The sequence below is a fragment of the Chitinophaga sp. ARDCPP14 genome (assembly GCF_051362515.1).
Lineage (GTDB): Bacteria > Bacteroidota > Bacteroidia > Chitinophagales > Chitinophagaceae > Chitinophaga.
On the sequence record NZ_JBKIXB010000006.1, the window covers coordinates 224,126 to 238,057 of the forward strand.

Annotated in this window: 14 protein-coding genes; 9 read left to right on the forward strand and 5 right to left on the reverse strand. The window is 48.0% G+C overall.

Translation table 11 applies throughout. The annotated features are described in order from the left end of the window. Positions 1 to 246: 246 nt before the first annotated feature. Together ACLHR0_RS18285 and ACLHR0_RS18290 are read right to left on the reverse strand one after the other, a co-directional pair. Positions 247 to 1,404, reverse strand: coding sequence for a FecR family protein (locus ACLHR0_RS18285; RefSeq protein WP_436488481.1), 1,158 nt, complete (start codon positions 1,402 to 1,404; stop codon positions 247 to 249). 67 nt (positions 1,405 to 1,471) lie between these two features. Continuing rightward, a complete protein-coding gene (locus tag ACLHR0_RS18290) occupies positions 1,472 to 2,062 on the reverse strand; it encodes an RNA polymerase sigma factor (protein ID WP_429046295.1) in 591 nt (196 codons plus the stop codon). Between the two features lie 125 nt (positions 2,063 to 2,187). Between ACLHR0_RS18290 and ACLHR0_RS18295 the strand changes: the two genes are divergently transcribed. The 3 genes from ACLHR0_RS18295 (at position 2,188) to ACLHR0_RS18305 (ending at position 4,197) form a co-directional block, all read left to right on the forward strand. Continuing rightward, a complete protein-coding gene (locus tag ACLHR0_RS18295) occupies positions 2,188 to 3,414 on the forward strand; it encodes a trans-sulfuration enzyme family protein (RefSeq protein ID WP_436488483.1) in 1,227 nt (408 codons plus the stop codon). 68 nt (positions 3,415 to 3,482) lie between these two features. Then, positions 3,483 to 4,013 carry a hypothetical protein gene (locus tag ACLHR0_RS18300; protein WP_436488485.1) on the forward strand — a complete coding sequence of 177 codons (531 nt, stop codon included), beginning with the start codon at positions 3,483 to 3,485 and terminating at the stop codon, positions 4,011 to 4,013. A gap of 1 nt (position 4,014) precedes the next feature. Further along, positions 4,015 to 4,197 carry a hypothetical protein gene (locus ACLHR0_RS18305; RefSeq protein WP_436488487.1) on the forward strand — a complete coding sequence of 61 codons (183 nt, stop codon included), beginning with the start codon at positions 4,015 to 4,017 and terminating at the stop codon, positions 4,195 to 4,197. A gap of 14 nt (positions 4,198 to 4,211) precedes the next feature. Here ACLHR0_RS18305 and ACLHR0_RS18310 read toward each other — a convergent pair whose 3' ends face one another. Beyond that, positions 4,212 to 5,537: a GntP family permease gene (locus ACLHR0_RS18310; protein WP_436488489.1), complete on the reverse strand. Its 1,326-nt coding sequence runs from the start codon at positions 5,535 to 5,537 to the stop codon at positions 4,212 to 4,214. A gap of 169 nt (positions 5,538 to 5,706) precedes the next feature. Between ACLHR0_RS18310 and ACLHR0_RS18315 the strand changes: the two genes are divergently transcribed. The 3 genes from ACLHR0_RS18315 to ACLHR0_RS18325 all read left to right on the forward strand — a co-directional run bounded on the left by ACLHR0_RS18315 (position 5,707) and on the right by ACLHR0_RS18325 (position 8,180). After that, complete coding sequence (locus tag ACLHR0_RS18315; RefSeq protein ID WP_436488491.1) at positions 5,707 to 6,237, forward strand: OmpA family protein; 531 nt, start codon at positions 5,707 to 5,709, stop codon at positions 6,235 to 6,237. Between the two features lie 114 nt (positions 6,238 to 6,351). After that, positions 6,352 to 7,461: a Gfo/Idh/MocA family protein gene (locus tag ACLHR0_RS18320; protein WP_436488493.1), complete on the forward strand. Its 1,110-nt coding sequence runs from the start codon at positions 6,352 to 6,354 to the stop codon at positions 7,459 to 7,461. Between the two features lie 125 nt (positions 7,462 to 7,586). Continuing rightward, positions 7,587 to 8,180, forward strand: a complete 594-nt coding sequence (locus tag ACLHR0_RS18325) for a porin family protein (protein WP_436488495.1) — start codon at positions 7,587 to 7,589, stop codon at positions 8,178 to 8,180. Positions 8,181 to 8,186: 6 nt separating this feature from the next. Here the strand turns inward: ACLHR0_RS18325 and ACLHR0_RS18330 are convergent, their stop codons facing one another. Beyond that, positions 8,187 to 8,690, reverse strand: coding sequence for a DinB family protein (locus tag ACLHR0_RS18330; protein ID WP_370911658.1), 504 nt, complete (start codon positions 8,688 to 8,690; stop codon positions 8,187 to 8,189). 149 nt (positions 8,691 to 8,839) lie between these two features. Then, positions 8,840 to 9,700, reverse strand: a complete 861-nt coding sequence (gene folD, locus ACLHR0_RS18335) for a bifunctional methylenetetrahydrofolate dehydrogenase/methenyltetrahydrofolate cyclohydrolase FolD (protein ID WP_429046305.1) — start codon at positions 9,698 to 9,700, stop codon at positions 8,840 to 8,842. A 163-nt stretch (positions 9,701 to 9,863) separates the two neighbouring features. On the opposite strand from folD, the gene ACLHR0_RS18340 reads away from it, so the two are divergent. The 3 genes from ACLHR0_RS18340 to ACLHR0_RS18350 all read left to right on the forward strand — a co-directional run bounded on the left by ACLHR0_RS18340 (position 9,864) and on the right by ACLHR0_RS18350 (position 13,927). Beyond that, positions 9,864 to 11,852 (forward strand): FAD-dependent oxidoreductase, encoded by a 1,989-nt coding sequence (locus tag ACLHR0_RS18340; RefSeq protein WP_429060819.1) that lies wholly within the window; start codon positions 9,864 to 9,866, stop codon positions 11,850 to 11,852. Between the two features lie 111 nt (positions 11,853 to 11,963). After that, the gene (locus ACLHR0_RS18345) at positions 11,964 to 12,530 is read left to right on the forward strand and encodes an RNA polymerase sigma factor (RefSeq protein ID WP_429046308.1); all 567 of its coding nucleotides are present in this window, start codon (positions 11,964 to 11,966) and stop codon (positions 12,528 to 12,530) included. Between the two features lie 134 nt (positions 12,531 to 12,664). After that, on the forward strand, positions 12,665 to 13,927 hold the full coding sequence (locus ACLHR0_RS18350; protein ID WP_429060818.1) for a FecR family protein: 1,263 nt from the start codon (positions 12,665 to 12,667) through the stop codon (positions 13,925 to 13,927). Positions 13,928 to 13,932: the final 5 nt, after the last annotated feature.

The window sequence follows — 13,932 nt, forward strand, 5'->3', positions numbered from 1 at the left end:
TTTTCCTGATTTTGGCGCATAGGGGAACCGGTTACAAAGAGCATTTTTTTGCATAGCTTTGTAATGATTAGGCTTGTAAATAGATAGATGTACGGAATTACTCAATTGTTTTGCATAGCTGTAATCTTGTTGCCGGGGGTGGGTCGAATCACCTCCGGTTTTTTATTACGCTAACTTCATTGGCTGATCGCTGAAATTTTGTTCACTGTTTTCCTATAACTGTTTCTGTTTTGATGATTAGCTTATTTATTTTCCTATAATTAAAGTCCTGTTTTCGAGGCGGAAGTGTACGCCTGATTCCTTCAGGAAGTTCAGTACACTTGAAAGATTTACATCACTACCAATTTCCCCTACAAAAGTGATATCGGGAGGAGTCGTTTCATATACTACTTCAATGTCGTACCAGCGCGCAATCATACTGATAACGGTGGTGAGCTTTTTATCCTGGAAATTCAGGATATCATTTTTCCAGGCAATGATGGCGAGGGTATCTGCCTGGTTATTGAGGGCGGTAGCGCCGGATTTTTTATTGATCTCCAGTTGCTGACCGGGCTTCAGTAAACTCGTTTGCTGCTGCACATGTACCCTCACAGCGCCTTCCAGGAGGGTAGTGCTGATATTATTTTCGTCGGGGTATGCATGGATATTGAAATGAGTGCCCAGCACCCGGACGCTGGTTTCGTTATTGAGTTGTACAATGAAGGGTTGATCTTTATTCGCGGTTACTTCAAAGTAGGCTTCCCCCGTAAGGGTTACGCTGCGGGTGTTGCCGGTAAAGGCGGTGGGGTAGCTGATAGCGCTGGCTGCGTTGAGCCATACGTTGGTGCCATCGGGAAGGCGCAGCCTGAATTTGCGGCCACGGGGCGTGGTCATGGTATTCTGACTTACTTCGCCGGTGCCGGCGGCATCATAGGAGAGCTGGCCGTTGCTGAGTATTACGCGTGTGCCCTGTTGTGTGGTTACGGTGCCGTTGCCCAGGCTGTCCAGTACTACTTCGCTGCCGTCGGCCAGCGTGAGCACTGCGCCGTTTTTGCCGGGTTTTACATCGGCGGTGGCAACTATGGGAACGGTGCTTTTACGGGATGTCCGCTGCCAGGTAAAGTAGCCGGCGGCGACTACCAGTAAAGCAACAGCGGCTGCCGCAGCATAACGCATGATTACCGGGCGCCTGCTTCTTACAGGTGGATCCTGTTGCAGGATACTGTTCACCTGTTGTTCATACAAAGCAGGATTATAGGCCGGATCGGCGGGAGCCGCCGCATGCAGTTCACTGATCATGACAGTCCACTCCTCTTCATCCGTGCCGGTACGAAGTGCGGCAAACAATTCTTCCTCTTCCGCCGCAGTGGCAGAACCGTTGTAGTAACGCTCCAATAAAAACCTGTAGTACTCTTTTGCTTCCACGGTACAAACCCTTCTTTTGCTGATAGACGCTGAAATATTGTTACTGTACTATGCGTCTTAAAAAAAATTAAAAAAACTTCGACAGGAGTATAATCAACAGGATAGGAAGTCGTGTGCCGGTATGTTTTTCCAGGTATTCCCGGATGAATCTGCGGGCTGTTACCAGCTGGTTTTTGACCGTATTTTCAGAGATGTCCAGGGCATCGGCTATTTCTTTGCGCGATTTGCCTTCCTGGGTATTCATCATAAAGACTTCCCTGCGGGAGGCAGGTAATTTTTCTATGGCATGCCGGATCAGTACCTGTAATTCTTTTGCATAAATATCTGCAGGTACGTCTGCATTATCCGGCATATCATCGGCGATATCATCCTGCCGGTGCTTTTCACGGGCATGTTTTCTAAGCGCGGAAAGGGAGTAGTTGGCCGCCAGGGTATACATCCACCCACCCGGATTTTCGATGCTTTCCAGGGTATGACGCACCATCCAAACTTTAAGGAATACTTCCTGTAATACTTCCTCCGATGCCATGCCGGACCTGAGCAACTTCTTTACAGACCCCGCCAGTACTGCATTATAGCGGTGGTATAATAAACGGAAAGCTGCTTCATCTCCACCTGCAATTCTCGAAAAAAGTATCCTGTCCTCAGATAAACTCACAGCGTGATCCGGATTTTGTGGCAAAATGATAAGCTATGGTCAATATTATACTATTTAGGGGTTTCCTGCAAGCGCTTTCTTTGCTGCCTACCTATTTTCTTCCCCGGAAATCATAAATTTACAGCATGAGTCAACATCCGCGTTTTACAGAAATGGCCTCCGCGGCTATCCATGCAGCCCAATCCGATATGGCCGAACATGCCCACCTGGTACCGGTTTTCGCTACCGCTACCTTTACATTCGATAATGCACAACAGGGCATGGACCGTTTTAAAGGTACCGCCCCCGGCTATATTTATTCCCGGTTTGGCAATCCCACTGTAACAGTAGCAGAAAAGCTGATCGCCGCCCTGGAAGCTTTTGGCGTTACTACGGCAGATGGTGAGCCCCTGCAATTGAAAGCATTGCTGCACGCCAGCGGACAATCCGCTATGGCCAGCATGTTCCTGTCAAATGTAGTAGCGGGAAATACCATACTCACGCATTACTCGCTCTATGGAGGCACACACGAGTTCTTATTCGACTTCCTCCCGCAATTCGGTGTAAAAGCGCTCATTGCCGATCTGCATGACACAGCCGCCGTAGCTGCCCTGCTGCAGCAGGACCCGTCTATAAAAATGATCCATATTGAATCGCCCGCCAATCCATCCATGCGCTGTGTGGATATTGCAGCCATCTGCAAAATAGCCGGCACGCACGGCGTAAAAGTAAGTGTGGATAATACCTTTGCTACGCCTTATCTTCAGCAGCCATTCCGGTATGGGGCCGACTTTGTTTTTCATTCCACCACCAAATTCCTGAACGGTCATGGTACCGCTATTGGCGGTGTGCTCATCGGAAAAGATATTCCCCTGATGCAAACGAAAGTCAATAAAACAGCGAAATTGCTCGGTGGCTGCGCCAATCCGTTCGATACCTTTTTACTGATCCAGGGCATCAAAACACTGGAACTGCGCATGAAGCAACATTGCAGCAATGCGCAAACGGTCGCGGAATTTCTGCATGCGCATCCTGCCGTAGCGCAGGTCAATTATAACGGGCTTCCTTCCCATCCGGATTATGCGCTGTCGGCCAAACAAATGCGTCATCCCGGTGCGGTGATGAGCTTTGAACTGAAAGATGGATTTGACGCCGCCGTACGTTTTATTGACCGGCTGCAGATGTGTTTGCGCGCTGTATCATTGGGTGCCGTGGATACATTGGTATCTCACCCGGCATCTATGACGCATTCAGGAATGAAAAAAGAGGACCGTGAGAAAGCGGGGATTTCTGATGGTTTGATCCGAATTAGTGTTGGGCTGGAAAGTGTAGGGGATATTGTAGCGGATCTGAAGCAGGCATTGGAAGGGTAATAATTTTTTTATTAAAATTTATAGCAAGAGAAGACAGAAGTTGGAGCCTTTTTTTTGTAAATTTGTGAATGCCCCGACAATCAAAATATCACATAGGGATCGAAGTCGATAAACTGACCAACAGTATCTTAAATACTATTTCCGGAGACAGTTTTGAGACCGTTGTGAATCCACTTGCAAAGGAGGATTTAAAAGGGGTATCATTAAAGAATGGATGGAAATTCGATTGGAAAAAGGAGTTTAAAATGACCGATAGAGAAGTTTATAAACTTACTATCGAAGGAAATAGTCACATATTACAAGGATTAGCAAGTTTGAGCGATTATACCGATCATTTTTATCTCCATCTTATTGAAAGTGCGCCTTTTAATTTAGGAAGTGCAAAGTTATACGAAGGTGTGCCGGGTAACCTATTTGCTTTTGCCTGTCAATTATCTATAGACCGTGGATACGAAGGATTTATATCTTTCACATCCAAAACAAAACTCATTTCGCATTACGAAAAAACGTTGGGTGCGGTGCATATTGGTAATCATAAAATGATTATCTTTCCAGACGCAGCTTTAAAGCTGGTTATTAAATATTTTAACAATAAATAACATGGGATACATTAAAGAACCAAAGGGTATTAATTTTGTCGTGGATCCTAGGCCTGTTACAGAAAATGATAAGAAATTGATCAGTGAAGTAATTTCTCATTATAAGGCAACAGGAAAGAAGAAACGGGTTGTATCAGGCAAGCCTGCGAGCAAACAAAAGGATAGTAAAAAGCTATTCCATTAGGAGTTTTTTGTCATCTACACCGCCAGCACCAGCGACAACAAATACACCAACCCTACAGACACCAACCCCATTACCACGGTACCCGTGCTATACACCCGCAGCATATCTTTTATCTCCAATCCGGAGAATTTAGAGATCACCCAGAAGTAAGCGTCATTGGTGTGTGAAATCATCATGGACCCTGCACCCATTGCCAGCACACAAAGGATGCGGCCATTAGCCGAATCCAGTCCCATTACCGGCAGCAGCGGTTGCACAATGGCGGCCGCGGCAATCACGGCTACGGTAGACGACCCCTGCGCGGTTTTCAGGAGCGCCGTGATGAGGAAAGGAAGAAATAATCCCAGCGCAGCGATGGACTGGTTCTGCGCAATATGGCTGCCAATATCTGCTTTTGCGAGGATGGCGCCAAAGGCGCCGCCACCGCCAATAATCACCAGTATGCCTGCTGCTTTTTCAGCGCCTTCCTGCAGGATAGCGCCCATATTATTTTTCAGTTGGGATAACGCCAGCAGGATACCTGCGCTGATCGCCACTTCAGGAATACCAAGAATAGAGATCGCCTTTAGCGCCGGGGAAGGATGTGTTAATTCCAGGCCGCTCAGGGAACGGATGGCAATGAGCAGTACCGGAACAGCGATAGGCAGCACAGACATTAGCACAGAAGGACCACGGGGCGTTTCGGTAGCAATGTCTTCTTCATTACTAACGCCAACGGCTATCCGCCGGCCGGCGAATACCGACCATAAATAACCTGCCGCCGATACCGGGATGGCAATGAGTAATCCAAACAGCATTACCCTGCCCGTTTCCGCCTGTATAGTGCCGGTGGCGGCAGTGATACCGGGGTGCGGCGGCATCAGGCAATGAACGGCATACAGGCCGGTGGCCAGTGAAGATGCCATCACAATCATCGGAATCCCCGAACGTTTGGCCAGCGCTTTATTTAATCCGCTTAATACTATAAATCCCGAGTCGCAGAAAATAGGCATGCCCACCAGGTAGCCGATGATATTCATCGCCAGTGCAGAGCGGCCGGTGCCGGTACGGCGTAACACATAGTTGGCCAGCACAGTAGTGCTGCCGGTATGTTCCAGGATCAAACCCAGCGTAGTGCCGAGCACAATGAGCAATCCCAGTGAGCCAATAATATTACCCATGCCGCTTTTAATACTGCCGAGGATATCCGTTACGGGCAACTGTAAAATCACGCCGGTGAGAACACTGGCCAGCAGCAATGCAAAAAAAGCATGCACCCGGAAGCGCGCCGTGAGCAATACAATGAGCGCAATACCCGCCAGCAATCCCAGCATGCTTTGTATCAAAGGAATGGTATTCATATCTCTCCAAGATAAAAAGAATTACGCAATACCCCGTATAGGTGTTACCGTGGCAGCACCAGCGGGTTATAACATTAACGCATATATGTTTTTGTAAATATTACAGATTATTAATGCAACAGCTTGATAATAACTATTTTACCTACCTTTGCACCTTAATACAGCGGATATGAAAAGAATGTTATTGACCTCACGTTATTGCCTGCTGGCAATAGTGACCATTGTTTTAATGGCTTCGTGTGCATCTTCCCGGAAAAGCAGCAGCCAGCATGCCTATATGAACAAGCAGTATGAAGAGCTGAAAAACACGTTGAATGATGCGGAAGTAAGTATCATCAAAGACAGCCTGAAAGTGATCTTCCCCAACAACGTACTGTTTTCATCGTCTTCCGACCAGGTGAACGAAAGCGTAAAGCCTACCTTCAAACATTTTGCAGAAGTACTAAACAAATACAATAAAACAAAGATCCTGATCACCGGTCATACGGATAATACCGGCGCGGCGGAATACAACCGTGATTTGTCTGAACGCCGTGCAACAGGCGCCAAACAATTACTCAATAGTTTTGAAGTGAGCAACGACCGTATGTTTACCTGGGGATTGTCTGACCGTGATCCTGTTGCCACCAACGATACAGAAGCCGGAAAGGCAAGAAACAGGAGAGTGGAGTTTGTAATTTTGTATGATGTAAAGAATTGATTTTTTTATAAAGATAGTCAGCCGCTCCGTCGCCCGGAGCGGCTTTTTTTTTGATATGATTTCCTGGATAAATTTTGTATTATTAAGGAATCAATGAAACCCAAATCTCCCGTCATGAATACTCGTCGTGATTTTATACAGAAAATTGCCGCCTCCGCTATGGTACTGCCCCTGATGCCGCTTGCCGGTTGGGCAAAAGATCTCCAACACTATGATGGCCCGGTATTACGTGTAGCCATTATGGGATTGGGCAGCTATGGCAACCGGGTGGCAGAAGCCATGCAGGCATGCGTAAAGGCAAAACTGGTAGGCGTGGTCAGCGGCACCCCCGCTAAAATAAAAGACTGGCAGAGCTGGTTCTCCATCCCCGACAAGAATTGTTATAATTACGAAAATTTCGACCGCATAAAAGATAACAAAGACATCGACGCGGTATATATCACCACACCCAATGCACTGCATCACGACCAGGCCATCCGCCTGGCTGCAGCAGGTAAACATGTGATCTGCGAAAAGCCAATGGCGCTGAATGCCAAACAGGGTCAGGAAATGATCGCCGCCTGTAAAAAAGCAAACGTAAAGCTGCTGGTGGGATATCGCATGCATTTTGAAGCCAAAACACTGGAAGTTATCCGCATGCGTAAAAACGGCGACTTCGGAAAAATCATGTTCTTCCAGGGGCAATGCGGTTTCCGTATTGGCGACCCCACGCAGTGGCGCCTTAATAAAGAACTGGCCGGCGGCGGTTCCTTAATGGATATAGGCATCTATGCTATCAACGGCTCCCGCTATATGACTGGCGAAGACCCTATATGGGTAACAGCCCAGGAAACCAAAACCGACCCGGTGAAATTTAAAGAAGGCGTGGACGAAACCATCCAGTTCCAGCTGGGCTTCCCCAGTGGCGCCGTGGCGTCGTGCCTGTCTACTTACAACATGAACTACCTCGACCGCTTTTACCTCACCGGCGAAAAAGGATTTGCAGAGATGCAGCCTTCCACCGGCTACGGCCCCATCCGCGGGCGCACCAATAAAGGAGAACTTACCCAGCCACACGTTACCCATCAAACCGTGCAAATGGAAGAAATGGCAGGGATCATCCTGGAAGGAAAACAACCGGTGGTAGCTGTGGATGGAGAAGAGGCCCTGAAAGACCTGAAAATTATTGACGCCATCTATCACGCCGTTAAAACCGGACAGAAAGTAGACCTTAAACTGTCATAACCCCAAACGATCTGCCGAGGAAATATCCCGCGTGATAGTGAAAAACAGCAGGATCATCTATTAGTGGTCCGGGCGCAGCAATTCGCATCTGATCAATTCGTTTCTTTATGCTAAAATCATCAGCTATGAAAAAACGATTACTGTCAGTATTGTTGCTGGTTTGCCTTGCTGCCGCGGCCAGCGCACAAGGACTGCATTACGGCATCAAGGCAGACCTGAACATGTTTAAACTGGATGGGGCAGGCATTAAATCAAATTATACACTGGGCGGAAGATTAGGCGTATACGCCGAATATGATTTTACAAAAAAATGGGGGCTGCAACCGGAACTCCTGTTCTCGCAGGTGGGACCCAAACGTGACGATGATTTCGGTGCAAAATATATTTCTGCCGGCAACGACAACGCCAATAAAAGCATTAAACTCAGCTATATTACCCTGCCCCTGTTATTGCGTTACAACGTGAATAAGTTAATTACTATCAACGCCGGACCGCAATACAGCTACCTGTTTTATGCCAATGAAAACCTCCTTAACTACAACCGTAATGCTTTTAAACGCAGTGATCTGGGAGTGGCTGCCGGCGCCACATTGAACTTCGACATACTGCACGTATACGCACGCTATGTACTCGGCCTTACGAATGTAAATGACATTGATGACCGCTACCAGTGGAAAACACGCCAGGTACAAATCGGCATTGGCGTGAATATTAAGTAAACAGCCTTACGCCTTTACTACGGTATCGTATATACGTTGTAACTGGTGTATATGTCTTTGCGTATGAATATTGATGAACTGTATCCACTCCAGCCGGGTAAAAGGTCCGAAGCCAGGCACTTCAAAGTCGGTGCATTCTTCTGTAAGGTTAACGGTATTGGCGGCAGTGGTTAATTTATGCCAGGCGGCAGCGGTATCTTCCAGTACAGCTTCTTTCGGCATATAACCTTCTTCCGGTACAATCATGTCCGGCGACTTCATTTTAATATCGAAGTTCAGGAACAGTGATTTTACGGCGGGTATTTTTTCATCCGGTTGACGGTCGGTAGGTACCGCCTCGCCATACAAGATGCCGCAGTCGCCGGCTTTGCAAATATGCGATGCCACCTGCGCGGCTGTCCAGCTGCCTTCAAAAGGTACCTTGTTCAGTTGTTCGTCATCAAAGGACGTAAGCAGTTGTTGCAGGGTATCGCCGGTGTTGGTTACTTCGCGGAGCAGTTCTTGTCTCATGATTTTCTTTTTCACAAACTTAGGTGGATATATCGGTATATAACGGGTGTGAAAACGACAATCAGGCGGGCAAAAAAGGACAATAAACAGCTGCAGTTATTTCACTACCTGCAGCTGTTCCCTGCATTATATTTTTTGGAATGAAAATATTATTTCCTGGAAGATCCCAGTTTTCTTTCAGCAGATTCTACTGTTTGGGCAATCAGTTTTGCGATAGTCATAGGTCCAACGCCACCCGGTACCGGCGTGTAGGCGGCCACCCGGTTTGCTAATGGCCCCAGTTCTATATCGCCGATGCCGCCTTTGTGATAACCGGCATCTATTACAACGGCATCATCTTTTATCCATTCCGCTTTTATAAATTCAGGTTTACCCACTGCGCCTACTATAATGTCTGCCTGTTGGATAAGCTCCCGTAAATTATTGGTCCGCGAATGACAAATAGTTACCGTGGCATTTTCATTCAGCAGCATCATAGCTACCGGTTTGCCGAGGATAGGACTCCGGCCCACTACTACTGCATGCTTACCGGCAACAGGTACCTGGTAATGCTTCAGCAACTCCATAATTCCCGCAGGGGTGGCACTGCCATAAGCGGGTTCGTTCATCGACATACGGCCAAAGCCCAGGCAGGTAACCCCATCTACATCTTTATCGATATGTATTTTATCGAAACACGCCCGCTCATCGATCTGTGACGGAACCGGGTGCTGCAACAGGATGCCGCAGATCTGGTCGTCGTTATTCAGCTTTTTGATGGTATCCAGCAATTCCTTGGTAGTGGTTTCTTTGGGCAGGTGTACTTTTACAGAGGTCATGCCCACCCGCTCACACGCATTCCCTTTCATTTTCACATATACTTCCGAAGAAGGATCATCGCCCACCAGGATGGTAGCCAGAACAGGCACCACGCCCGTTTTTTCAATGATGCGCTGCACCCTGATCTTTAATTCTGCTTCCATTTGTTTGGATAAAGCTTTTCCGTCGAGTAGTATTGTTGTTGCTGTCATATTTTGGTGTTTATTTCCGTGTGTTGAGCCAGATGTATGTAGAAGACAGCAAAGATACTAACCACCTGCGACATAATTTTTTTTCGTAAGACACATTCCTGTTACCTTTTTTTCCGTCTTTATAAACATAACGGTCTTTTAAAGGGCTGTTATTGATTCACGTATGAAAATAAAACTCTTTTCTATCCTCCTTGTAGCTACAGGGTATCTCCTTCCGCTTAACAGTTCCGGGTTTACAGCGCCTCCCAGGGAGGTGGACATTTGCGTGTACGGCGGCACCTCTGCAGGTGTAATAGCTGCTTATACAGCAAAGCAGTTGCATAAAACAGTACTGCTCGTATCACCGGACAAACACCTGGGCGGCCTTACCTCCGGCGGTTTGGGATATACCGACATCGGTAATAAGTATGCTATCACCGGGTTATCGCGCGACTTCTACCGCCGGATCGGCAACCACTACGGAAAACTGGAACAGTGGATCTTTGAACCCCATGTGGCGGAAGCTACTTTCCAGCAGTATATCGATGCCGCCAAAGTGGAAGTGCTGTACGGATACACCATCAGCAACGCAGTAAAGAAAAACGGGTATGTTACGGAAATAACCGTGAACGGACCCGCGGAACAGGTGGTTAAAGCCAAAATGTTCATCGATTGCTCCTATGAAGGCGATCTGATGGCCAAAGCTGGCATCTCTTATACCGTTGGCCGGGAATCCAATGCACAATACCACGAAACCTACAACGGCGTTCAGCTCCTCGACAAACACCAGTTCCCCGACGGCATTGATCCGTACAAGATCCCCGGCAAACCCGAAAGCGGCCTGCTGTGGGGCATTAGTCCCGATTCGCTGGCCGCCCATGGCGAGGGCGACAAAAAGGTACAGGCCTATAATTTCAGGATCTGCCTGAGCAACCGCCCGGAAAACCGTATTCCGATTACCAAACCGGAAGATTATGATCCGTCCCGTTATGAGCTGCTGATACGCCTCCTGAATGCTACCAAACCTGAAGCCCTGAAGCCCAACCTCAAGATAGATCTCATGCCCAACGGGAAAACGGATATCAATAATTACGGCGCTTTTTCCACGGATATGATCGGGATGAACTATAACTACCCGGAGGCCGATCCGGCTACCCGGAAAAAGATCATCCGCGATCATGAGCTTTATACCAAAGGACTGTTATATTTTATAGGACACGATGAACGGATCGCTTCCCATCTCCGGGAACAAATGTTACAATGGGGGTACCCGAAAGATGAGTATACGGATAACGGCCATTGGTCGCCCCAGCTGTATATACGCGAGGCCAGGCGCATGATCGGCGGATATGTGATGACACAGGCCAATTGTGAAGGCCGGGAAAAAGTAACGGATGCCGTTGGTATGGCGGCCTACAATATGGATTCCCATAATTGTCAGCGTATTGTAGTAAATGGTATGGTAAAAAATGAGGGAGATGTACAGATTGGCGGTCTTGGCCCTTACCCGGTTTCTTACAGGTCCATCACACCTAAACCGGAGGACGCGAAAAATGTACTGGTGCCGGTTTGTTTATCAGCGTCGCACATTGCCTATGGCTCCATCCGCATGGAACCGGTATTTATGGTACTGGGGCAATCTGCTGCCACCGCAGCGGCGGTAGCCATCGATCAGCGCAGCTCCATACAGGACGCAGACGTAAAAAAGATCCAAACCATGCTGCGTACCAACCCGCTGGTGGATAACAGCCCGGCGGAAATACTGGTGGACGACAATGATGAGCAACACGTAACCATTACCGGCGAATGGAAAAAGGTGATCCATGGCTGCTATGGCCCTTCCATGCTCACAGACGACAGCAAGGGAGCTGTGCGCAAATCGGTACGTTTTTCACCGGCTATCGGGAAAACGGGTAAATATGAGGTATTTACCTATGTGCCGCGCCTACCCGGATTGGATGGAAATGCACGGGTAAAGGTATACGATGGCCGTACGGTAAAGGAAGTGGAAATTGCAGCGGCAAGTATAAAAGTAGAGGGACAAACCAGCGGCGAATGGGTGAGCCTGGGTAGTTACCAGCTGAAAGCCGGAACCGGCGCCTATGTGGAAATAGACAACCACAAAACGGACGGGATAATAGCTGCGGATGCAGTATTATTTATCCCGAGATAATTATTTTGGAAAAAATAGAACAGGAAGGATTCGGTTTACATTTTTTATCGTCTTTATAATTACAGGTAGTTCCGCGAAATGATTATTTTGTAATAAATTCCATGACCTTCCTTGCCGAAAGATAGTCCACATAATGAAAAAGAGCTGTTGCTGCGTGTGGCAGCGGGGGATCAGCCCGCCTTCCAGCGGTTATTTGACCGGTACTGGGGGAAGATGTATGCCAACACCCTGCAATTTGTTAAGTCGCCTGCCGTGGCAGAAGACCTGACACAGGAAATTTTTATAAAAATATGGATGAACCGGGAACGCCTGCTGGCAGTACAGCGTTTCGATGCCTTCCTGTATACGATGGCAAAAAACCTGATCCTGGATGAGTTCAGGAAAAGGGTATTGCCCACGGTGCAGGAAGAAGGACACCATGTGTACATGGCATCGGACCAGCCGTCTGCCCAGGATAAACTGGAACTGAAGGATTTTGAAGGCCAGTTGCATGCTGCCATTAACCAGCTGCCGGCGCAAATGCAACTGGCCTTCCGCCTGAGCCGCTTCCAGGGATTGTCGCACGATGAAATAGCCCGGCAGATGAATATTTCCAGGGTCACTTCCAAAAATTATATTGCACGGTCCATTGCCGCCATCCGGAAGTATATGGGTGGGAGAGCGGAGCATGTTACATGAGCATGGAAACAGGTGATAACGTTGCCGGTTAAACGAAGTGAAATATTTTCCGGTAACAGAAGGATTCCCGTTCGTTCTTTTTTCGTCTTTATTATACAACCCTTCATGAGAGTGTTGTGCTTGCATCCGGTTTTATGTTACACGATGAGTTAAAAGATTTATTGGAGAAATACCTGGACAACCGGATTACACCGGAAGAAACCAGGCGCCTGCAGGTATTGATGCAGGCTGAACGTAACGGGCCGGCAATGGAAGAAATGATTGAAGCCATACTGGCGGAAGACAGGTATGCGGCTAACGCTCATCCTGATCTGCAACAGGCTTTTAACAAGGTAATGGAAACTGCTGCCTTGCGGCAGGCGCTGACGCGGAGAGATGATGACGCGGAAACAGGCAACGATGCGCAACCACCAATAAAGGAGGAAGATAACCGCTATCACATCTCCCGGAAAAGTATCCGCACTTTTTATAAAACAATGGCCGCGGCAGCAGCAGTAGCATTTATACTGGCAGCGGGTTACACCTGGCGCTATTATTACGCAAGCCCGGCACCGTTGGTATCAAGTAAAACAGCTTCGCCCATACCGGCAGGTAATAAAGCTGAGCTGATCCTGGCAGATGGCAGCACCATTGTACTGGATGATGCAGGAACAGGAACAGTAGGCAAACAGGGAAACACCCGTATCATTAAACTGGACAGTGGCCGGCTCGCCTATCGTGGCATGAGCAGCAGCAGTGGCGCCGCCCCCGAATATAATACCATCCGCACGCCTAAAGGAGGACAGTACCAGGTAGTACTGCCCGATGGCAGCCAGGTATGGCTGAACGCCGCCTCTTCACTGAAATTCCCTGTAGTGTTTACAGGCAGCAACAGAACAGTACTCCTCACCGGGGAAGCGTATTTTGAAATCGCACAAAATGTGGCAAAGCCTTTTGTGGTTCAAACATCCGGTATACAGGTGAAAGTACTGGGCACTCACTTTAACGTAATGGCTTACACCGACGAAGCACGTGTAAAAACAACCCTGCTGGAAGGCGCTGTCAGCGTAACACAAGGCGCTGCTACCGCAATGATGAAACCTGGTCAGCAGGCAAGCATCGCTGAAAAAGAAAACCAGTTTTTAATTACCCGCCCGGAAATAGAAGAGGTAATGGCCTGGAAAGAAGGACAGTTCAAATTCCGCAAAACAGATATCACCGTTATCATGCGACAGATAGCCCGGTGGTATGATGTGGACATCGAATACAAGGGCGATCTTTCCGGTATTCAGCTGTATGGCAGCATGACCCGCAAGGAAAGTGTAACACAGCTCCTGGAGCTGCTGGAACAAACCGGAAGGGTGCATTTCACCATCAATGGAAGCCGTATCACCGTAATGCCCGCCACTATGAAGTAAATCAG